Below are 20529 nucleotides of genomic sequence, written 5' to 3'. Positions count from 1 at the left end.
CGCAGAGTTAGTCCTCGCTGAACTGCGCTTGGTGCAATTTCCAGTAGGCACCTTGCTTTGCGACGAGCTCCGCGTGCGAGCCCTGCTCCACAATCCGCCCGTTTTCCATCACCACGATTACGTCGGCGTCGCGGATGGTGGACAGCCTGTGCGCGATGACAAAGGACGTGCGGTTAGAGCGCAGCGCGTTCATCGCCTGCTGCACCAGCACCTCCGTGCGGGTGTCCACCGAGGAAGTCGCCTCGTCCAGGATCAGCAGCGCCGGCTGGGACAAAAACGCGCGGGCGATGGTGATCAGCTGCCGCTCGCCGGCGGAGACGGAGCCTCCGTCTTGGTCGACCTGCGTTTCGTATCCGTCGGGAAGCGAGCGCACGAAGCGGTCCACGAAGGTGGCCTTCGCGGCCTCAATCACCTCTTCGTCGGTGGCATCCAAGCGGCCGTAGCGGATGTTTTCCATGATCGTGCCTTTAAACAGCACCGCGTCCTGCAGCACCATGCCGATCTGGCCGCGCAGCTCTCCGCGGGAGAGCTGCCTGATGTCCACTCCGTCGAGGGTGATGCTGCCGGCATCCACGTCGTAGAAGCGCATGAGCAGGTTCACCAGCGTGGTTTTGCCCGCGCCGGTGGGGCCGACAATCGCGGCGGTCTGGCCGGGCGCGACGCGCAGATTGAGGTCCTGGATCAGCGGGGGAGCGTCGTTGCGCTCCGTCCCGTAATCAAAGGACACGTCGCGGAACTCCACCTCGCCGGCGCGTTGCGGCAGGTGGGCGGTGGCGGTCTCCGCGGTTTCCTCCTCCGCGTCGAGGAGCTCGAAGACGCGCTCGGCGGAAGCCACGCCGGATTGCAGCATCTGCATCATGCCGGCGATCTCGCCCAGCGGCTGGTTGAACTGGCGGGAGTACTGGATGAACGCGGTGGCATCGCCCAGCGTGAGCTTGCCCGAGGCCACCTTCACACCGCCGAGGACCGCGATGGCCACGTAGGACAGGTAGGAGACGAACTGCATGATCGGGTGCATGGAGTTGGCCAGGAACTGCGCCTTTTGCGCGGCGCCCGCGAGCTGGTCGTTGCGCTGGTCGAACTCGCGGCGCAGCTCGTCGGTGCGGCCGAAGATGACTGCCACGTCGTGGCCGGAGAAGGATTCCTCCACGTGCCCGTTGACGTCGCCGGTCGCTTTCCACTGGGTGATGAACTGCTTCTGGCTGCGCGTGCCCACCAGCCCCATGGCCAGGCCGGTCAGCGGGATGGCCAGCAGCGCCACCAGGGCGAGCTGCCAGGAGATGGCGAACATCATCACGATGATGCCCAGCACCGTCAGCACCGCGTTGAACAGCGAAGACAGCGATTGCTGCAGCGCCTGCTGCACGTTGTCCACGTCGTTGGTGGTGCGGCTCATCACATCGCCGCGCTGGCGGGTGTCGAAGTAGCTCAACGGCAGGCGGTTGAGCTTCGCCTCCACACGCTCGCGCAGGTTGAACACCGCCAGGATGGACAGCTTGTTCAGGATCGCGCCCTGGGCCCACATCAGCAGCGCGGAGATGAGGTACAGGGCGAGCACGAACACGATCAGCCCGCGCAGGCGGTCGAAGTCGATGCCGGTGCCGGGGTGCAGCTCCATCGCCGCGGCCATGTCGGCGAAGCGGTCCTGGCCGGCCGCGCGCAGCCCCTCCACAGCCTGCTCCTTGGTCGTGCCGGGCGGCATCTGCTTGGACACCACACCGGCGAAGATGACGTCCATGGCCCGGCCCATCACGCGCGGGGCGTACACGGCCAGGAACACGGACGCGGCGTTCATCACAAGCACCGCGGTCAGCGCGAGTTTGTAGGGGGTGAGGAGCCCCAACAAGCGTTTGGCGGACGGCCAGAAGTGCTTGGCTTTGCGCGGCGCCTTGCTGGAGTAGTCGTCGCCGGCCATCTTCTCTTCGTATTCGGCCAGCTGCGCCTCGCTCAGCTCAGCTGCGTCTTGCTTGCTCATGCGTCCACCTCCTGGCTCTGCGCAATTTCACGGTAGGTCTCGGATTGGGCTAGCAGTTCGTTGTGCGTGCCGCGGGCGACGATGCGTCCGGCCTCCATTACCAGGATCTGGTCGGCGTGCCTGATGGAGGACACTTTCTGCGCCACCACGATCACGGTCTTGTCCCGCGCGTCTTCGCGCATCGCCACGTTCAGGTTCGCTTCCGTGGCTGCGTCCAGCGCGCTGAAGGAGTCATCGAAGACGTAGACCTTCGGGTCCGAGACCAGCATCCGGGCGATGCACAGGCGTTGGCGCTGCCCGCCGGAGACGTTCGTGCCGCCTTGGGCGATAGGCATGTCCAGGTTGTCGACGAAGCCTGCTTGCGCGGTGCGCAGCGCGGCCCACAGCTCGTCGTCGGTCGCGTCCGGTTTGCCGATGCGCAGGTTGGACGCCACAGTGCCCGAAAACAGCCACGGCTTCTGCGGCACCATCGCCACCGCCCCGACGAGGTCGGCGCGGGCGATGGCGGAGACCGGAACGCCGTCGATAAGCACACGACCCGAGGTAGGGGAGTACAGCCGCGGCAGCAGCCCCACCAGCGTGGTCTTGCCGGAGCCGGTTGAGCCGATAATCGCGGTGGTGGTGCCCGGCCGCGCCTCGAAGGACACGCCCTCCAGCACGGGTTTTTCCGCGCCGGGGTAGGTGTAGGAGACGTCTTCGAAGCGCACGGTGCCTTCGCTTATCGATGCACCTTCGGCCGCCGCCGTGTCCACCTCGTGCCCGAGCACCTCTTCAACGCGGTCCGCGCAGACGATCGCGCGCGGCAGCATCATGAGCATGAATACGCCCATCATCACCGCCATCAGAATCTGCATCAGGTACTGCATAAACGCCGTCAGCGAGCCGACCTCCACCAGGCCGTCGTCCACGCGGTGCCCGCCGAACCACAGCACCGCGGCGGTGGCGAGGTTCAAAATGAGCATGATGACCGGGAACATGGTCACGAACACGCGGCCGATGTTGAGGCTGATGCGGCTGATCTCCTCGTTCGCGGTGTGGAAGCGCTGCTCCTCGTAGTCCTCGCGGCCGAACGCGCGCACCACGCGGATGCCGGCGATCTGCTCGCGCAGCAGGCCGTTGATGTTGTCCAGCTTCACCTGCATGCGCTTGAACATGGGCATGAGCAGCGCGGCGATGATGCCCACCACCACCGCCAGCACGAGCACGGCGGTGACCACCAGCCAGGACATGCCGGCGTCTTGGCGCAGCGCCATGACAATGCCGCCGACAGCCATGATCGGCGCGGCGACCATGAAGTTCATGAACAGCAGGAATGTCATCTGCACCTGCTGGACGTCGTTGGTGCCGCGGGTGACCAGGGTGGCGGTGCCGAAGCGGGCCATGTCCTCGCTGGTGAAGCCCGATACCCGGTCGTAGACGGCGGCCCTGATGTCCCGGCCGGTCTTCATGGCCACCTGGGAGGCGAACCACACCGCGCCGATGGCCGCCACGATCTGGACCAGCGCAACCAGCAGCATCGTGCGGCCCACGCGCCAGATGTACGGCACGTCCGCTTGCGCGACACCGTTGTTGATGATGTCCGCGTTCAAGTCCGGCAAATACAGCGTGGCCAGGGTTGTGACCAGCTGTAACGTGATGACCAATGCGAATTGGCCGGCGTAGCGTTTGCCAAAGCGCGCGGTGAGTCGGATGAGATCCACGTATGCCCCTTCTTCTCGTTGTCCGGGGCAATCCTAGACTTCTGTCGCATCGCGCACGGCTCGAGCGAGGGCACGGTGCCGTCTGGGCGCGTCTGCTCTGGGCGCCTAGCCGTGGTAGTGCTCAGGGAGGCCGTTTTTGCCGTACGACAGGCGACGGTGCAGCCATTCGAACGGCCCCGGCTTGCCGGCCCTCTCAAGCGCCCACGCACCAGCTACCGTGGCCAGCCAGATAAGCACCGCCCAGCCAAGCTTTCCGGAGATTGCTGCGTCGCGTGTCGCCCACCAGAACGCAGGCTGGGTTGTCAGGATGAAGAGGATCGTTTGCGCAAGGTAGCCGCTCATGGAACGTTTCCCCAGCGCCACGAGTGGTCGGGCTAGGTGCGGGAGGGAGCCGGAGGCGTTGATACGCGATTGCAACGGCCGGCACGCGAGGGAGATGGCAGCGAGGATGCCGGGGCCGGTGAGCATGCCGACGAGCTCGTTGGTGGCATTGAGCCCTGTAGCCCACCTGGGTTCGAGCGCGCCGATTTCCGCGCAGCCCCACGGGATGCCGACGGCCACGATAACTACGGCTGCAAGAATCGCCCACCCGCGGAGCATCCGGGAGTTGCCGTTTACGTTGCCGAAGACGCCGCGTCGGCCCCAGACAAACCCGACCACGACAAGCGGGAAGAAGGCGAGCATCTCGAGTACGCCCATTGCCGGGTACACCCAGAAGTTGGCCAGGCCGGCGGCTATGCGCTCGCCGAGGTCAACGATGCGCGCGGGGCTGCCGCCTACCGGTTCCGCTGCCGACGAAAACGCGGCGAATACACCAGGAGCACGAAGTACCGCGTTCAGGGCGAATGCTGCACCTGCGAGCGCGTAGAGTGCTCGGTCGCTCCACCCGATGAACAGGCACAGGATAAGCGCCGCGATGCCGTACGCGGTCATGATGTCGTTGGTGAAAAACAGCGTCTTGTGCACTAGGCCGAACAGGAACAGGAACCCATAGCGGCGCGCGAGCACCATGCGCCGGGCGCGCAGCGGGTAGCCGCGCCGCTCGAGGCTGGCAAAGATCATGCCGACGCCAACACCGAGCAGGGTGGCAAACATGGGCAAACCGCGCACGTGCACGAAGAGCGTCTCGAAGAAGACGAGCAGCTTCTCCAACACGGTGCCGTCGCCGTTGTAGCCGCCGAGGCCCGCCGCGTGGTCGGCGCCCTCGGTAGGGTCCCAGTCAGTGACCATGTTGGCCATCGCGATGCCGACGAGAGCGAACCCGCGGGCGAGGTCGGGGGCCACGAACCGCTGGCGGGCCGCGGTGCGCTCACCGGTGTGTGTTGTGGTCTCTGTTGCGGTCACTTCACTGCCCTCCGCTGAACGGCCGCATACGCGGCGGCGGCGAGGGCCACGACCCACACCGCGAGGGTAGCTACTCCGGCCATGCCGTTCCCGGCCGCGCCGCCCGGCAGGAGCTTCTCCAGGGCCGCGGCCCACGGCTGGTTGATCGCGCCGAGGGCAGTCTCCACAATGAGCGACTCTACGACCCAGACGAAGAAGGACGCGGTGCCCGAACCGAGCAGTACGGCTGTCAGGGCCGCGAGGAGCGGGTACGCGATCCACAGCTCGGCCTGGCCGCGCACCATATCTGCGCTGTCGGCGCCTTCCAGAGCGACGCTGTCGACAAACACGTGCGCGCCGCCGAGCCCGATCGCCGAGGCGGCAAATGCCGTCAGTATGCAGGCGAGAGCTGCGATTCCGACGCGACATGCGAGCTCCCAACCGCGGTGGTTCGACGCGAGGTAGGCGTAGCCGATCGTGCCGCGCGAGTGCGCGCTGCCGGCGGGGAAAGCGCCCGCGGCGAACGCCACAGGGAGCATCAAAGCGGCCGGGATGAGCAGCATTGCAGGGTCTGCGGTGCTTGTACCGTTGGGGCCGAGGAGCATCGCGACGGCCATGGGCCCGAGAATGAGGGCGGCCGCGACAAACGCGAGCAGGATGCGCGTCGCGGGGCGGGAAAAGACTTCCCGAAGCGTTGCTTTCAGTGTGTGCATGGAAAACCTCCTACGTCCTATTTCGTCGACTCCAGGAACACTTCTTCGAGGCTTCGGCGGGATTCCTGGAGGGAGTACACCGTCACCCCGGCGCGCTGGGCGGCCTCGCCGACGTCTCGGGCGGTGGCGTCGTCGACGACAACGGAGTCGCCGATGACCTGGCCGCCGACGGCCTCAGCCAGCCGCGCCGGGTCGCTGCAGGTCGCCTCAACCCGGTTGGAGCCCAGGAAGTCCTCGAGCGGGCCCTCACCGGCGAGGCGGCCGCGGTTGATCACCACAAGGCGGTCCGCAGTGAGCTGCATCTCGCTCATCAGGTGCGAAGAGACGACTACCGCACGACCCTCGGCGGCCATCTCGCGGATGCGCCCCCGCATCCAGGCGACGCCCTGCGGGTCGAGACCGTTGACCGGCTCGTCCAGGATGACGTTGGATGGGTCCGCGATCAGCGCGCTGGCCACGCCGAGGCGCTGGCGCATGCCGAGGGAGTAGTTTTTCACTTGCCGTTTTGCTGCTTCCGCGAGCCCGAACGCCTCAAGCGCCTCGTCGGCGCGGGATTCCGGCACGCCGGCGTAATCGGCGACCATCTTCAGGTGGCCGCGCCCAGTCATGTGCGGGGCGATCCATTCCGGGTTGAGCAGTGCCCCGACGGCGCGTGCGGGCTGGTCGAGGGATCGGAAAGCGGAGCCGTCGATAAGCGCCTCGCCCTCGTCTGGGGTTTCTAGCCCGACGATCATGCGCATGGTCGTGGACTTGCCGGAGCCGTTCGGGCCCAAGAAGCCTGTGACGTCGCCGTCCGGCGCGGTGAACGACAGCGCGTTGACGGCGGTGGAGCTTGAATACCGTTTGGTCAGGTTGTGAACTTCGATCATGGTTCCCACAATCGCGCGCGGCGCAGGCGAAATCGTCCGCCCGCGGGTGTAAATCGGCGCGTACACCCTGGGGTGTAGGCGGCTAGTGGCCCAGCAACTCGCCGGTGCCCACCAAGCCCGCGCGGAACGCGAAGAGGACGGCGTGGACGCGGTCGCGGGACTCGGTCTTGAACAGAATGCGGTGCACGTGCGTCTTCACCGTCGCGGGGGAGAGCGTCTCGGCCTCGGCAATCTCCTCGTTTGAGTAGCCCAGCGCCACCAAGCGCAGGACCTCCACCTCGCGCGGGGTGAGTCGCTCGAGCATTGCCTCGTTGCGTGCCGCCTCCTGATGCTCCGGGGCCTGCGCCGCGCCGATGACGTGGCGGGTCACCTTCGGCGCGAGCACCGCGTCGCCGCCGTCGACGGCGCGGATCGCGCTGAGCAGCTCGTCGGGGTCGGCGTCCTTGAGCAGGAAGCCGGAGGCGCCGGCATCGAGCGCGTCGAGCACCAGCTCCTGGTCGTCGAAAGTGGTGAGCATGATGACCCGGGTGTCGGGGTGCTCCGCAAGCAGCGCACGGGTGGCTTCGATGCCACCGACGCTGGGCATACGGATGTCCATGAGCACCACGTCCGCGGCCTCTCGGCCCGGCACCTCATCGCCGTCGCCGGCCTGCCACGCCACCTCCATGTCGCCCTGCGAGCCAACCAGCATGGAAAACCCAGCGCGCACGAGCGGTTGGTCGTCCACAAGCGCAACCGTGATCATCGAGGTACCTCCGCCGTCAGCACAAACTTGCCACCGTCGCGCTCGAAGCGTACCCGCCCGCTGACCGCGGCCACCCGCTCCTCGATGCCCACCAGCCCGAAGCCCCCCGTCGAGCTTTTGCTTTTTGATGCCGCGTTTTCCGCCTCCACCACAATTGAGTGGGCACCCACCACAAACCGGATCACGCCGGCGGGGGAGGACGCGTGCCGCAGCATGTTGGTCACTGCCTCCTGGCAAACGCGATAGAGCGTGAACTGCGTGAGCGCGGGCAGGTCGGCGGGCAGGTCGTCGAGGCCCTCGACGGTCAGGTCGGTCCCGCGGCGGCGGGCGTCGTCGAAAAGCGCCTCGAAGTCGTGCCGGCTCGGCGCGGTGCCGGCGGGGCGCTCGGTCTCGTCGCTGCGCAGCACGCTGAGCAGCCCGCGTATCTGGCCGAGCGCCGTGCGCGACTCCCGGCTGATGGTCTCCAGCGCCTCCTCCGCTACCTCCGGGTTGGACTTGGCGGCGTAGCGGGCGCCGTCGGCAAGCGCGGTGATGCCCGCGAGCGTGTGCGCGACGATGTCGTGCATCTCCCGGGCGATCTGCGTGCGCTCGCGCACGTGCGCGAACTCCACCTGCTGCTCTAGCTCCGAGATGCGCTCGCGGCGCTGGCGCGCCTGGGTGCCCAGCAGGTAGAAGAAGCCCAGCGCCAGCCAGCACAGCACGGTCGCGCCGACCCCGGCCTCCACCGCCTCGGTGGTGGTCATGCCGCTGGGCCACTCGGCGTCGAAGAACAGGTGGTGGGCGTAGAGGCCGGCGGTGGAGACCCCCAGCACCCACGCCACGAGCCAGGGCCGCTGCCTGCGCGGGGCGGACAGGCCCAGCAGGTAGGAGGCGAACGCCAGCGGCGGGGCCCAGTAGAGGAAGACGCTGAGGCTCTGCAGCGCCAGGGCGAGGGTGGCGCACGCGGCGATGCCGGGGACCCACAGCGCGGCGCAGGAGGCGGTCGCGCCCGCCAGGATGGCGGCCCCGGCCAGCTTTGCCGCCGCGCCGACCGGCGACTGCACTGTCACCCAGTCGACGATGAAGAGCGCGCCGAGCAGGATCGAGGCCACCGCCGCGCCGGTGCGGGCGCGCCCGGTCAGCTGGCCGCTCACGCGTCCGCCCCGTGCTCCGCGAAGAACGTCGTCATGGAGTCGAGCAGGTGCTGGTTCCACACTCCGTGGGCGCTCAGCGCGGAGGCGTGGTCGGCGTGCGGGCGTACCTGCTCGGTGAGCTCGACGCCGCTCGCCGCCGCGGCGGCGTGGAAACCCTCGTAGCTGCCGGGCGGGACGAGGCGGTCGTCCGCGCTGCGCACGATCATCGTCGGCTGCGAGCGGTCCGTGACGTGGTTCGCCGAGGTCACCGCGTCGGCGCGCGCCGGGTATTCGCCCGGGGTGCCGCCCAGGTACTTTTCCACCGTCTCGCGCGCGCCGCGGCCGGCGTACGGGTCGTCGCCGCCCCACACGGCCCGGGCGTCGAGAGCGGGGGAGTCGGCATAGACGGCGCGGGGGACGGCGGCGCGGCCGCCGCAGTCGGAGGTAAGCGTGCCGGCGGCGGCATCGTAGGAGGCGTCGAGAAGCAACTGCCCTCCGGCGGACTCGCCGTAGGTGAAGAACCTCGCCGGGTCCCCACCGTAGTCGGCGGCGTGCGCGCCCACCCACGTAAATGCGCAGCCAACCTCGCCGGCGGCGACGTCCCAGGTGGGCTGCTCACGGCTAGACAACGTGTAATCCATCGACACCACAACGTAGCCGCGGTCAGCCATCTGCCGCATGTTGTAGGCCTGGGAACGCTTATTGAGCTGGTCCCAGCCGCCGCCGTGCGTGTAGAGGAGGACGGGGCGCGGGCCGCCCTCCCGCGGGAGGTAGACGTCCATGTCCAGCTCGTCGGTCCCGAAGAGGTCGAACGGGACGGTCGCGTCGGGCCCCTGGGCGGTCTTGTCCAACCCCGCCCAGCTCAGCGCGGCCCACGCGTCGGCATCGGTGCCAAGCGCGCGGGCGGCGTGCAGCTGGCCGCCGAAAAGCGCCGCGGCGGCCGCGGTGGCCACCACCCCGAGGGCCGCCGGCAGAAGGTTCGCCCGCGAGGCGCGGGCGAGTGCGGCAGACGCCGCCGCCACGCCCAGCGAAATGAGCAGGAGCGGGCCCGCGTACTGCGGGCTGACCAGCGATGCCGCGCCCCAGTACGCGACGTGCGGGGTGAACGGCGCGAGCGCCAGCCAGGCAGCCAGCGCCGCGATCATCGCGAGCGGGGCGGCGAGGATGCGTGCGGGCCACTGCATGCTGTTGTTGCACTTGCTACTACTGCGCGCGGGAGTGGCCCAGCATCTCGTCCCACTCCACGATCTTCTTGCGCTCGCGCGGGAAGTTCGGGTCGGCTGCGCCGAGGGCGCGCTCGGCCTCGTCGAGCTTGTACCAGCCTTCCCAGGTGGCGTAGTCCACGCCGCGTTCGCGCAGCAGGTCGAAAATGTCGTCGGCGCCGGTGTGGGTCGGCGCGGCCAGCTTGCCGGCGTCCGCGTCGGCGATAAGCATGTCCGTCGTCTCCTTGGCGTCGGACTTGGTGTTGCCGATCAGGCCGATCGGGCCGCGCTTGATCCAGCCGGTGACGTAGAGCTTGTCCTCCGGCGCGGCGTCTTCCTCGGCGGTGACCAGGACACGGCCGCCGTCGTTGGGGATGACGTGGCGCTCGAGGTCGAAGGGCACGCCCTCGACCGGCTCGGAGCGGTAGCCCACGGCGTGGTAGACCTGCTGGACCGGCCAGTCGGTGAACTTGCCGGTGCCCTTGATGCCGCCGTTGCCGTCCAGTTCCTGGCGCTCGGTGCGGATGCCCACCACGGCGTCGCCCTCGGTGAGCACCTCCACCGGCTCTTCGAAGAAGTGGATGTAGATCTTGTGCGGGGCATCGTCCGGCTCGCGCATCGCGTACTGCTCCAGCACCTGGCAGTTCAGGTCGATGGACTTGTCGGAGCGGCGCACCTGCTCAGACAGCTCGTCGTAGTCGATGTCCTCGGGGTCCACCAGCACCTGGATGGTGTCGGACCCGTCCAGCTCGCGCAGCTCCTTCGGGGTGAACTTGGCCTGGGCCGGGCCACGGCGACCGAACATGTGCACCGTCTCAGCCTTGTTGTTCTTCAGCGACTCGTACACGTTGTCCGGGATCTCGGTGACGGCGAGCTCGTCGCCGGTCTTGGCCAGGACGCGGGAGATGTCCAGGGCGACGTTGCCCACGCCGACGACGGCGACTTCCTTGGCCTCGAGGTTCCAGTTGCGCTCGAAGCGCGGGTTGCCGTCGTAGAAGCCGACGAACTCGCCGGCGCCGATGGACTTGTCGCCGCCCGGGATGAGCAGCTCGCGGTCGCGCACGGCACCGGTGGAGATGACAACAGCGTCATAGTAGTCCCGCAGGTCGTCGATGGTGACATCGCGGCCGACGGTGACGTTGGCGATGAGGCGCAGCTTGTCCTTGTCCAGCACGTTGTGCAGGGACTTCACAATGCCCTTGATGCGCGGGTGGTCGGGGGCCACGCCGTAACGGATCAGGCCGAACGGGGCGGGCATCTGCTCGAAAAGGTCGACGTGGATGTCGTGTTCTTCGTTGCGGATTAGCAGGTCGGAGGCGTAAATGCCGGCAGGGCCGGCACCAACTACGGCGACGCGCAGGCTCATAAGTTCATTGTCCTTTCGCAAAAGGGTGTGTTGATGGTGGACACTATAGCGCATAGACCGAGCGGTCTTAAACATATCTAGAATTTCATTCCAGCACTCCGGAAAACGTTTAGATTCACCGCTTTAACCGGCAGTTTCACGCAAACGGTTGTTTCAGACCGAGCAGTACGGCACACTAGGCCAGCAATAGTCCCGGCACGCCCGGATGCGTACCGAGTTGTCTACTTGTTGCCTATTGAGAGAGAGCACATGAGCGCACCTACAAAGCCGAAGACACGCCCGAAAAAGCCGGAAGGGCAGTGGCTCATCGACGGCTCCGCGCCCCTCAACCACGACGAGGAGATCAAGCAGGAGTCCCCGGTGCTCGACGTCAAGCAGCGCGTGATCGACACCTACTCCAAGGGCGGCTTCGACTCCATTGACCGCGAGGACCTCTACCCGCGCTTCAAGTGGCTGGGCCTGTACACCCAGCGCAAGCAGAACTTGGGCGGCGAGTTCACCGGCGAGGACAACCAGGTCCTCGAGGACAAGTACTTCATGATGCGCGTGCGCTTCGACGGCGGCATCTGCTCGACCGCCCAAGCCCGCGCCGTCGGCGAGCTCTCGCGCGATTACGCGCGCTCCACCGTGGACCTGACCGACCGCCAGAACATCCAGTTCCACTGGGTGCGCATCGAGGACGTGCCCGCCATCTGGGAAAAGCTCGAGGAACACGGCCTGAACACGTGGGATGCCTGCGGCGACGTTCCGCGCGTGATCTTGGGTTCCCCGGTCGCCGGCATCGCCAAGGACGAGATCATCGACGCGACGCCTGCGATCCGCAAGATCCAGCAGATCGTCACCGACGACGAATTCCAGAACCTGCCGCGCAAGTTCAAGACCGCGATTTCCGGCAACGCCCGCCAGGACGTGGTGCACGAGATCAACGACCTCGCCTTCATCGGCGTCGAGCACCCCGAGCTCGGCCCGGGCTTCGAGTGCTACGTCGGCGGCGGGCTTTCCACCAACCCGATGCTCGCGCAGTCACTCGGCGCGTTTGTCACGCTCGAGCAGGTGCCCGACGTCTGGGCGAACGTGGTGCGCATCTTCCGCGACTACGGCTACCGCCGCCTGCGCAACCGCGCGCGGCTGAAATTCCTCGTCGCCGAGTGGGGCGTGGAGAAGTTCCGTCGCGTCCTCGAGGAGGACTACTTGGGCTATGCGCTTGCCGACGGCCCAAAGGCCCCCGACAACCTGATCGACCGCGACCACATCGGCGTGCACGAGCAGAAAGACGGCAAGCGCTACATCGGCGTCAAGCCCACGCTCGGCCACATGTCCGGCGAGCAGCTCATCGCCTTGGCCGATTTGGCGGAGCGCTACGGCGTGACCGACCTGCGCTTCACCCCGTTCAAGGAGGTGCTCTTGCTCGGTGTCGCACCGGAGGACGTCGAGAAGCTGCAGGCGGACCTGGAGGAGATGGGTCTGTATTCCAACCCCTCCGAGTTCCGCCGCGGCCTGTTGAGCTGCACCGGCCTGGAGTACTGCAAGCTCGCGCACGTGACCACCAAGTCCCGCGCGATCGAGCTGGCGGACGAGCTGGAGGAGCGCTTCGGCGACCTGGACTCGCCGATTACCATCTCGCTCAACGGCTGCCCGAACGCGTGCGCGCGCCACCAGGTCTCCGACATCGGGCTGAAAGGCCAGATGGTGGTGGACGCAAACGGCGACAAGGTCGAAGGCTTCCAGGTCCACCTCGGCGGCACGATCGGCGAGGCCGCCAACTTCGGCCGGAAGCTGCGTGGCCACAAGGTGCTGTCTACCGAGCTGACGGATTACGTCACGCGCGTGGTGCAAAACTACGTGGACAAGCGAGAGGGAGGCGAGACATTTCGTCAATGGGTCGCCCGCGCAGACGAGGACGACCTGCGATGAGCTTTCGCCGCAAGCCGAATCCGAACCGAAATTTCCCCACGTTTTGCCCGTACTGTGGCGGCGAGGATCTGTGGCCCAACGAGGAAACGGACTTTGCCTGGAAGTGCGGGGAGTGCCTGCGCGTTTTCGAAGTGAAGTACCACGGCCAGGACGACCCGGACACCCCGCATGCGCCGGCGCCGTCCACCGAGGAGGCGCTTCAGGCCTCGTTGGCGCGCCACGGCCACACCGCAGTAGTGAAGGAAGGTAACCGATGATCAACCTGCTCAACCAGCCGGGCGGCAACTTCCGCGACCCGGACGTCAGCCCCGAAGGCCCGAAGGAAACGGCGCCGCTGCCGGACGATGTGGCGCAACAAAACGCGGCGCTGGTGGAAACGTGGGCGCCGAAGCTTTACCGCGCCTCCGCCGCCGACATTTTGGACTGGGCCCACCAGTACGCCCCCGGCGACCTCGTGGTCACCCTCTCCATGGAAAACACCGTGTTGGCGGAGCTGGCGGACCGGCACCTGCCCGGCGCGGATTTCCTCTTCCTGGACACCGAGTACCACTTCCCGGAGACCCTCGAGGTGGCCGACAAGGTCGAGGCGCGCTACTCCTCCCATTCGCTGGTGCGGGCGAAGGCGCAGCTCACCCGCGCACAACAGGACGAGACCTACGGCCCGAATTTGTACTTGCGCGCCCCGTCCGCGTGCTGCCGCATGCGCAAGGTGGAGCCGCTGGCGGTGCACATGAGCCCGTACGCCGGCTGGATCACCGGTCTGCGCCGCGCCGACGGACCCACCCGCGCAGAAGCTCCGGCGCTGAGCCTGGACAACACGGGCCGGTTGAAGATCTCCCCGCTGGTGACGTGGTCGCTGGAGGAAACGGAGGCCTTTGAGCGGGACAATGACTTAATCATCCACCCGCTGACCCGCCAGGGCTACCCCTCCATCGGCTGCGCCACCTGCACCCTGCCGGTGGCCGAGGGGGAGGACCCGCGCGCCGGGCGCTGGGCATTCGCATCGAAGACCGAGTGCGGCCTGCACGAATAACAAGGAGCTAGAAGAACATGACTCAAGCAACAACACCTGAGCTGTCGCCGCACCTGAAGGACTTGGAAAACGAGTCCATCCACATCATCCGCGAGGTGGCCGGGCAGTTCGACAAAATTGGCCTGCTGTTTTCCGGCGGCAAGGATTCCTGCGTGGTGCTGGAGCTGGCGCGCCGCGCCTTCGCGCCAGCGAAAGCGCCGATTGAGCTGTTGCACGTGGATACCGGGCACAACTTCCCCGAGGTGATCGAGTTCCGCGACGAGATTGTGGAAAAGCACGGGCTGCGCCTGCGCGTTGCGCACGTGCAGGACTGGATCGACCGCGGCGACCTGCAGGAGCGCCCGGACGGCACCCGCAACCCGCTGCAGACCGTGCCGCTGGTGGAGACGATCGCGGAGGTCGGCTACAACGCTGTGCTCGGCGGCGCCCGCCGCGACGAGGAGCGTGCCCGCGCCAAGGAGCGCGTGTTTTCCGTGCGCGACTCCTTCGGCGGCTGGGATCCGCGCCGCCAGCGCCCTGAGCTGTGGGATTTGTACAACGGCGCGACGCTACCGGGGGAGAACGTGCGCGTGTTCCCCATCTCCAACTGGACGGAGGCGGATGTGTGGGAGTACATCGGCGCGCGCGGGATTGCGCTGCCGTCGATTTACTTCGCGCACGACCGCGAGGTGTTCGGCCGCGACGGCATGTGGCTGACCCCGGGGGAGTGGGGCGGCCCGCGCGAGGGCGAGGCGCTTGAGACCCGCCGGGTGCGCTACCGCACCGTCGGCGACATGTCCTGCACCGGCGCCGTCGATTCGGACGCGTCCACCATCGACGAGGTGCTCGTCGAAATTGCCAACTCAACCCTCACCGAGCGCGGCGCCACCCGCGCCGACGACCGCTTGAGCGAATCCGCCATGGAAGACCGCAAGAAGGAAGGCTACTTCTGATGACTGCCCCAACCACCACTTCCGCCACCGCCTCCTCCAGCGCGACGGGCGTGCTCGCCGAGCGCGAAACGCTGCGCCTGTGCACCGCTGGCTCCGTCGACGACGGCAAGTCCACCTTCGTGGGCCGTCTGTTGCACGACACCAAGTCCGTGCTCGCGGACCAGCTCGCCTCGGTGGAGCGCACCAGCGCCGATCGCGGCTTCGAGGGCCTGGACCTTTCTTTGCTTGTCGACGGCCTCCGGGCCGAACGCGAGCAGGGCATCACCATCGACGTGGCCTACCGCTACTTCGCCACCGACAAGCGCACCTTCATCCTCGCCGACACGCCGGGGCACGTGCAGTACACCCGCAACACGGTCACCGGCATGTCCACCTCGCAGGTGGTCGTGCTGCTCGTCGACGCGCGCAACGGCGTGGTGGAGCAGACCATCCGCCACCTCACCGTGGCCAAACTGCTGGGTGTGCGCACCGTGATCCTGGCGGTGAACAAGATCGACCTGGTCGGTTACTCGGAGGAGACCTTCAACGAGATCAAGGCGGACTTCGACGCGAAGGCTGCGGAGCTGAGCATCGAGGACCCGCACGTGGTGCCGATCTCTGCGCTCAAGGGCGACAACGTTGCCGAGCACAGCGCCGAAACCGCCTGGTACACCGGTCCGACCGTGCTGGAGCTGCTCGAGAGCATCCCGGTCAACCACGGCCGCGCCGACGACCTGGACTTCCGCTTCAACATCCAGTACGTGCTGCGCGAGCACGCCTCCGACTACCGCGCCTACGCAGGGCGTGTCAACGCCGGTGCAATCTCGGTCGGCGACGAGATCCTGGCCCCCTACGGCCGCACCACCACCTTGGCGGGCATCGACACGGCCGACGGCCCGGTGGAGACCGCCCACGCCGGCGACTCCGTCGCGCTGCTCCTGGCGGACGAGATCGACCTGACCCGCGGCGACCTGCTGGCCTCGCAAACTCGGCCAGCAGACACGAGGGAGTTCGACGCCACCGTGGTGGGGCTGACCGAAAAGGAGCTGCGCGCCGGCCAGACCGTGAAGCTGCGCATCGGCACCGCGTTCGTCCGCGCGCGTGTGGCCAGCGTGGACCGCGTGCTCGACATCGACGGCGCCGCCGGCGACAACACCGCCCCGGAGGCTGTCGCGCTCAACGAGATCGCCCACGTGACCATCCAGACCGCCGACGAGCTGCCGGTGGAGCCCTACGCGGCCCGCGGCGCGGTGGGCAACTTCCTGCTGGTGGACCAGGCAAGCGGCAACACCCTGGCTGCCGGCCTGGTGGGAACTCGCCTGAGGTAGCCCCGATGGACGCGCTGATCACCCTTTCCCACGGCTCGCGCCACCCGCGCGCCAAGGAGGGCATCCGCGCGCTCACACAAGCGGCCGCGGCGCAGCTCGGCGTGGAGTGGGCCGACGCCCACCTCGAGTTCGACACCCCCACCCTCGCCGAGGCCGCCGCCACACTTTCCACCACGCGGGCCGCGAAGCGGGCCGTTGTCGTGCCGCTGCTGTTCACCCGCGCATTCCACGCCAAGGTGGACGTGCCGGCGCACCTCGCCGAAGCCCGCAACCACTGCGACCTCGTCCTCGCCGAGCCCCTGGGCACCGGCAGCGACATCGCCGAGGTGCTGCACAAACGCCTGCTTCTCGACGCCCCTTCGGCCCCCCACGCCACGATCTTCCCCGTCGGCACCTCGGATGCCGAGCAGGCCGCGAACTACCACCGCCTCGCCGACGACCTGGCCCAGCGCGCCGGGATTGAGGTGGCGGTGGTGCCTGCGACGGGCGGCGACCGGAGGTTCGTCGACAAGCACACGCACGTCCTTCCCCTCTTTGTCACCCACGGAACACTGCTGAACCGGATTCCGGCGCACCTGCATGCGTCCGGGCCGCTGACCACAGACCTCGCGGGCGTTATCGCAGACCGATACCGCGCCGCCGCCGAGAAAGGCGCCTGAGATGTACAAGATTGAAACGCTCCTGCTCATTGCCGTGGCCGGGCTGGCCGCCCAACTTGTGGACGGCGGCCTGGGCATGGGATTCGGCGCCACCTCCTCCACCATGCTCATCGCCGTGGCGGGACTGACCCCGGCCGCCGCCTCCGCCGTGGTGCACACCGCCGAGCTGGGCACCACGCTCGCCTCCGGCATGGCGCACACGCGCTTCGGCAACGTGGACTGGCGCACCGCGTTCGCCATCGGGATCCCCGGTGCGATCGGTGCCTTTATCGGAGCCACGGTGCTGGTCAATCTGTCCACGGAGGCCGCGCGGCCCGTGATGTCGCTGATCCTCGCGTTGATCGGGCTGAACCTCATGCTGCGCTTCGCCCGCGGGCTGACCCAGCGCAAGCAGGCGAACAAACCGCACTCGCGCGGCTTCCTCGCCGGACTGGGCTTGTTCGGCGGGTTCGTGGACGCGACCGGCGGGGGCGGCTGGGGCCCGGTGACCACCTCGACGCTGCTGTCCGCCGGCCGCGCTGAGCCGCGCCGCATCGTGGGCACCGTCAACACCGCGGAGTTTCTGGTCACCCTGGCCGCCACTGCCGGGTTCGCGGTGGGGATGTGGAACGACCTGGTGGCCAACCTGTCCGGCGTCCTCGCGCTCCTGCTCGGCGGGGTGGTCGCAGCACCCATTGGTGCGTGGCTGGTCACCCGCATGAACCCGATCGCCCTCGGCGGGGTGGTGGGCACCCTCATCGTCTTTTTGAACCTGCCGGTGGTGCTGAAGTTCCTCGGCGTGACCGAGGGGCTTGTCGTCGTGCGCATCGCGGTGCTGCTCATCGGTGCGGCGCTGTCCGCGCGCGGCGTGCTCAAGGCGCGGGAGAATTCCCGGGCCGCCTCGGAGCGGGAAGGGGCAACAGTGGTCGAGCCGGAGCCGGCGCGCCTACGATAAGCAACTATGTCTGGAACTTTGTCTGGAACCCATTCTGATTTGCTCATCGTCGCAGCGATGAAAGAAGAGGCCGCGGACATCATGTCCGGCGGCGACAACGAGGTGCTCATCACCGGCATCGGCACCCTGCCGGCCGCGATCGCGCTGACCCGCCGCCTGTCCGAGGGGCCGCTGCCGTCGCGGGTGATCAACGTTGGCACCGCGGGCGCGCTGACGGACCTCGCACCCGGCGTCTACGAGGTCTCCGCCGCCGTCAAGCACGACTTCAAGGTCGGCGGCACCTCCGAGATCACCGATTTTGTCTACCCGCGCTGGTTCAACTTCGAGCCGCTGACGGACCTGCCCAAGGTGAAGCTGGCCACCGGCGACGCGTTTGTCAACCGCTCCGACCTGCGCGCCGAGCTCGCACGCGAGTGCCAGCTGGTGGACATGGAGGGCTACGCCCTGGCCGCTGTGTGCTCCACCTTCGGGGTGCCGCTGACGCTGCTCAAGCAGGTGTCCGACTCTGCCGACGAGTCCGCCTCCGAGGTCTGGGAGGCCGCCCTCGAGCGCGCCCGCGTCGAGCTCGAACAGGCGCTGCGTGAGCACCTTCGCTGAGGACGCGGGGATCCAGCTCCGCGCCACTTGCGGGGCAACGAAAAACCCGCTGGTGCGAAACCAGCGGGCAAGGTGAAAAAGAAGCGGTTTACTTCGCAAACTCCTTGACGAGCGCGGCGTTGAAAGCCGGCAGGTCGTCTGGGGTGCGCGAGGAGATGAAGCCGGAATCGACCACGACTTCCTCGTCGACCCAGTTGGCGCCAGCGTTGACCAGATCGGTCTTCACGTTGGCCACGGAGGTGAGCTTCACGCCCTTAATCAGGTCGGCTTCGGTAAGGAGCCAGCCGCCGTGGCAGATCACGCCGATCGGCTTGCCGGCGTCCTTGAAGGCCTTCGTCAGCGCGACTGCATCCGCGTCGGTGCGGATGGTATCCGCGTTCACGGTGCCGCCGGGCAGGATCAGGGCGTCGAACTCGTCGACGGAGGCGTCGGCGGAAGTCACGTCCACGGCAACCTTCGCGCCCTTCTTGCCCTCGATCTCACCGGTGTCGGTGGAGATGACCTTGGTGGTCGCACCAGCGGCCTCCACGGCCTCCTTCGGGGAGGTCAGCTCCGAATCCTCGAAGCCGTTGGTAGCGATGATGGCGACGGTCTTGCCGTTCAGGTCAGACACGGTACGTCCTTTCGTCGATAGGCAATTGCGTCACCCCACCGTACCTATTCTTCTTCTTCGTCTTCGATGGCGCGGGTGCGGCCCGGGACCTCGGCTTCCGGATCCTCGTCGCCCAGCGGGACGCGGGTGGAGCCCAGACCCTCTTTGACGGGGACCTTGGCATCGGTCTTTTCGCGCTTGGCCATGCGCATCATGTGGTCGCGCACAGCGAGGAAGGATTCCTTGGAATCCATGGTTTGGGTTTGCTGGGTGGCCACCTGTATCTCGTCGGCCGTAATCTCCCCTGAGCGCAGCGAGACCATCTCCGCCCAGTAGCGCAGCCAGACTGCCGCCACCGCTGCGACCGGCACCGCCAGGAAAGCGCCCACGATGCCGAACAGGGTGCCGCCCACGGCCACTGCGAGCAAGACCACCGCCGCGTGCAGGCCCATCGCCTGAGACTGCAGGATCGGGGAGAGCACGTTGCCCTCCAGCTGCTGCACGGCGATGATGAGCAAAAGCACGAACACGGCGTTCATGAACCCGTTGGACACCAGCGCGATGATCACCGCCAAGGCGCCGGCGGAAACGGCACCGACGATCGGGATGAAACCGGCGAAGAAGGTCACAACCGCCAGCACCGGCCAGAGCGGCACACCCAAAAACAGCAGGCCCAGGCCGATGAAGACGGCGTCTACCAAGGACACGAGCGCCTGGGTGCGGATGAAGCCGGACAGCGTGTTCCAGGAGCGCATGCACACCTCGGTGAGGTGCCAGCCAGCGCGCACACCGGTGTACTTGCGCACCCACGGCAGGAAGCGGTCGCCGTCTTTGAGGAAGAAGAACAGCAGCACCAGCGTCAGCGCGAGCGTGGTGCCCACCGACGTGATCGCGCCGATGCCCGAGAACACGCCGGACGCGATGTTGGAGGCCTGCCCCTTCACAAACGCGGTGGCCTGGTCCACAGCCTGCTGGATGCGCTCCGGCTCGAGGAAGGTGAAGTTCTGCTCCTTCAACCAGGCGATGATCTGGTTGACGCCTTCCTCGGCTTGGCGTCCGAGTTCGGTGCCCTGGTTTTTCACCGTCGGCGCCATCGCCGCGATGATGCCGCCGAGGATGCCGAAGGTGCCGATGAGGGTGATAAACACCGCGAGCGCGGCCGGCACTTTATGGTTTCGCATCCAGCGCACCGGAGGCCACAGCACGGTAGCCACGATGAGGGCGAGCAGGATGGGCAAAAGTCCCATCCACACCCACTTGAGCAGGTACAGCACGATAGCGGTGGCGGCGACGATGATGATAAACCGCAGCGCCCACGCGGCGGCGGTGCGGCCGTCGGAGGCGATGATGTCGCCGCGGTCGATGGGCTCGCGAGAGAGCTCCTGGGCCGCGTCTGCCGGGGTGGGCAGCATCCGGACATCGTCGACTGCGGTGTCCAGTGCGCCCACGTATTCGTTGTTGTCGTGTTCAGTCACGCGGTCATTGTGCCAGAGATGCTGCTTAATGCATATATGGAGACGGATGGAGGGAAGAAAACAAGAAAAATGTGCTAGACC

19 protein-coding genes are annotated in these 20529 nt (G+C 67.3%); 8 read left to right on the top strand and 11 right to left on the bottom strand.

Annotated elements, in window-relative coordinates; genetic code table 11:
• Window positions 1-7: 7 nt before the first annotated feature.
• The 9 genes from CFOUR_RS10080 to CFOUR_RS10040 form a co-directional block, all read right to left on the bottom strand.
• Window positions 8-1975, bottom strand: a complete 1968-nt coding sequence (locus tag CFOUR_RS10080) for an ABC transporter ATP-binding protein (protein ID WP_085957168.1) — start codon at window positions 1973-1975, stop codon at window positions 8-10.
• Window positions 1972-3675 (bottom strand): ABC transporter ATP-binding protein, encoded by a 1704-nt coding sequence (locus tag CFOUR_RS10075; protein WP_085957169.1) that lies wholly within the window; start codon window positions 3673-3675, stop codon window positions 1972-1974. The genes CFOUR_RS10080 and CFOUR_RS10075 overlap by 4 nt, the downstream gene beginning before the upstream one ends.
• Before the next feature lie 105 nt (window positions 3676-3780).
• A complete protein-coding gene (locus CFOUR_RS10070) occupies window positions 3781-5019 on the bottom strand; it encodes a DUF418 domain-containing protein (protein ID WP_101706364.1) in 1239 nt (412 codons plus the stop codon).
• Window positions 5016-5711, bottom strand: a complete 696-nt coding sequence (locus CFOUR_RS10065; RefSeq protein WP_290179362.1) for a hypothetical protein — start codon at window positions 5709-5711, stop codon at window positions 5016-5018. The genes CFOUR_RS10070 and CFOUR_RS10065 overlap by 4 nt, the downstream gene beginning before the upstream one ends.
• Window positions 5712-5728: 17 nt before the next feature.
• Window positions 5729-6580, bottom strand: a complete 852-nt coding sequence (locus CFOUR_RS10060; RefSeq protein ID WP_085958385.1) for an ATP-binding cassette domain-containing protein — start codon at window positions 6578-6580, stop codon at window positions 5729-5731.
• Between the two features lie 82 nt (window positions 6581-6662).
• Window positions 6663-7325, bottom strand: a complete 663-nt coding sequence (locus tag CFOUR_RS10055; RefSeq protein WP_181889183.1) for a response regulator transcription factor — start codon at window positions 7323-7325, stop codon at window positions 6663-6665.
• Window positions 7322-8374 carry a histidine kinase gene (locus tag CFOUR_RS10050; RefSeq protein ID WP_290179361.1) on the bottom strand — a complete coding sequence of 351 codons (1053 nt, stop codon included), beginning with the start codon at window positions 8372-8374 and terminating at the stop codon, window positions 7322-7324. The genes CFOUR_RS10055 and CFOUR_RS10050 overlap by 4 nt, the downstream gene beginning before the upstream one ends.
• An 80-nt stretch (window positions 8375-8454) precedes the next feature.
• Complete coding sequence (locus tag CFOUR_RS10045) at window positions 8455-9621, bottom strand: alpha/beta hydrolase (RefSeq protein ID WP_038613168.1); 1167 nt, start codon at window positions 9619-9621, stop codon at window positions 8455-8457.
• A 19-nt stretch (window positions 9622-9640) separates the two neighbouring features.
• Window positions 9641-11005 (bottom strand): FAD-dependent oxidoreductase, encoded by a 1365-nt coding sequence (locus CFOUR_RS10040; RefSeq protein ID WP_085957171.1) that lies wholly within the window; start codon window positions 11003-11005, stop codon window positions 9641-9643.
• A 249-nt stretch (window positions 11006-11254) separates the two neighbouring features.
• Here CFOUR_RS10040 and CFOUR_RS10035 point away from each other — a divergent pair, with 249 nt between their 5' ends.
• From CFOUR_RS10035 to CFOUR_RS10000, 8 genes are read left to right on the top strand one after another with little or no spacing between them, the layout of a single operon-like run.
• Window positions 11255-12919 (top strand): nitrite/sulfite reductase, encoded by a 1665-nt coding sequence (locus CFOUR_RS10035; protein WP_085957172.1) that lies wholly within the window; start codon window positions 11255-11257, stop codon window positions 12917-12919.
• A complete protein-coding gene (locus tag CFOUR_RS10030) occupies window positions 12916-13176 on the top strand; it encodes a hypothetical protein (protein WP_085957173.1) in 261 nt (86 codons plus the stop codon). Before CFOUR_RS10035 ends, CFOUR_RS10030 begins: the two co-directional genes overlap by 4 nt.
• On the top strand, window positions 13173-13952 hold the full coding sequence (locus CFOUR_RS10025; RefSeq protein ID WP_085957174.1) for a phosphoadenylyl-sulfate reductase: 780 nt from the start codon (window positions 13173-13175) through the stop codon (window positions 13950-13952). The genes CFOUR_RS10030 and CFOUR_RS10025 overlap by 4 nt, the downstream gene beginning before the upstream one ends.
• Before the next feature lie 17 nt (window positions 13953-13969).
• Window positions 13970-14884 (top strand): sulfate adenylyltransferase subunit CysD, encoded by a 915-nt coding sequence (cysD, locus tag CFOUR_RS10020; RefSeq protein ID WP_085957175.1) that lies wholly within the window; start codon window positions 13970-13972, stop codon window positions 14882-14884.
• A complete protein-coding gene (locus CFOUR_RS10015) occupies window positions 14884-16191 on the top strand; it encodes a sulfate adenylyltransferase subunit 1 (protein WP_085957176.1) in 1308 nt (435 codons plus the stop codon). Before cysD ends, CFOUR_RS10015 begins: the two co-directional genes overlap by 1 nt.
• A 5-nt stretch (window positions 16192-16196) precedes the next feature.
• A complete protein-coding gene (locus tag CFOUR_RS10010; protein WP_085957177.1) occupies window positions 16197-16850 on the top strand; it encodes a sirohydrochlorin chelatase in 654 nt (217 codons plus the stop codon).
• A 10-nt stretch (window positions 16851-16860) separates the two neighbouring features.
• The gene (locus tag CFOUR_RS10005; protein ID WP_085958387.1) at window positions 16861-17784 is read left to right on the top strand and encodes a sulfite exporter TauE/SafE family protein; all 924 of its coding nucleotides are present in this window, start codon (window positions 16861-16863) and stop codon (window positions 17782-17784) included.
• Between the two features lie 6 nt (window positions 17785-17790).
• A complete protein-coding gene (locus CFOUR_RS10000; RefSeq protein ID WP_085957178.1) occupies window positions 17791-18381 on the top strand; it encodes a nucleosidase in 591 nt (196 codons plus the stop codon).
• Window positions 18382-18469: 88 nt separating this feature from the next.
• Here the strand turns inward: CFOUR_RS10000 and CFOUR_RS09995 are convergent, their stop codons facing one another.
• Entirely contained in the window at window positions 18470-18994 is a 525-nt protein-coding gene (locus CFOUR_RS09995) for a type 1 glutamine amidotransferase domain-containing protein (protein ID WP_085957179.1), read from the bottom strand.
• A 44-nt stretch (window positions 18995-19038) separates the two neighbouring features.
• Entirely contained in the window at window positions 19039-20448 is a 1410-nt protein-coding gene (locus CFOUR_RS09990) for an AI-2E family transporter (RefSeq protein WP_085957180.1), read from the bottom strand.
• Window positions 20449-20529: the final 81 nt, after the last annotated feature.

Origin of the sequence: Corynebacterium fournieri, from assembly GCF_030408775.1 — a bacterium.
GTDB lineage: Bacteria > Actinomycetota > Actinomycetes > Mycobacteriales > Mycobacteriaceae > Corynebacterium > Corynebacterium fournieri.
The sequence above is the reverse complement of the archived record's forward strand: the minus strand, read 5'-3'. Positions and strand labels throughout refer to the sequence as shown.

Bases quoted from the DNA above. Each gene is read 5' to 3' on its own strand.
- CFOUR_RS10080 (WP_085957168.1), bottom strand. From the start codon at position 1,975: ATGAGCAAGCAAGACGCAGCTGAGCTGAGCGAGGCGCAGCTGGCCGAA.
- CFOUR_RS10065 (WP_290179362.1), bottom strand. From the start codon at position 5,711: ATGCACACACTGAAAGCAACGCTTCGGGAAGTCTTTTCCCGCCCCGCG.
- CFOUR_RS10060 (WP_085958385.1), bottom strand. From the start codon at position 6,580: ATGATCGAAGTTCACAACCTGACCAAACGGTATTCAAGCTCCACCGCC.
- CFOUR_RS10055 (WP_181889183.1), bottom strand. From the start codon at position 7,325: ATGATCACGGTTGCGCTTGTGGACGACCAACCGCTCGTGCGCGCTGGG.
- CFOUR_RS10045 (WP_038613168.1), bottom strand. From the start codon at position 9,621: ATGCAGTGGCCCGCACGCATCCTCGCCGCCCCGCTCGCGATGATCGCG.
- CFOUR_RS10040 (WP_085957171.1), bottom strand. From the start codon at position 11,005: ATGAGCCTGCGCGTCGCCGTAGTTGGTGCCGGCCCTGCCGGCATTTAC.
- CFOUR_RS10035 (WP_085957172.1), top strand. From the start codon at position 11,255: ATGAGCGCACCTACAAAGCCGAAGACACGCCCGAAAAAGCCGGAAGGG.
- CFOUR_RS10030 (WP_085957173.1), top strand. From the start codon at position 12,916: ATGAGCTTTCGCCGCAAGCCGAATCCGAACCGAAATTTCCCCACGTTT.
- CFOUR_RS10025 (WP_085957174.1), top strand. From the start codon at position 13,173: ATGATCAACCTGCTCAACCAGCCGGGCGGCAACTTCCGCGACCCGGAC.
- cysD (WP_085957175.1), top strand. From the start codon at position 13,970: ATGACTCAAGCAACAACACCTGAGCTGTCGCCGCACCTGAAGGACTTG.
- CFOUR_RS10015 (WP_085957176.1), top strand. From the start codon at position 14,884: ATGACTGCCCCAACCACCACTTCCGCCACCGCCTCCTCCAGCGCGACG.
- CFOUR_RS10010 (WP_085957177.1), top strand. From the start codon at position 16,197: ATGGACGCGCTGATCACCCTTTCCCACGGCTCGCGCCACCCGCGCGCC.
- CFOUR_RS10000 (WP_085957178.1), top strand. From the start codon at position 17,791: ATGTCTGGAACTTTGTCTGGAACCCATTCTGATTTGCTCATCGTCGCA.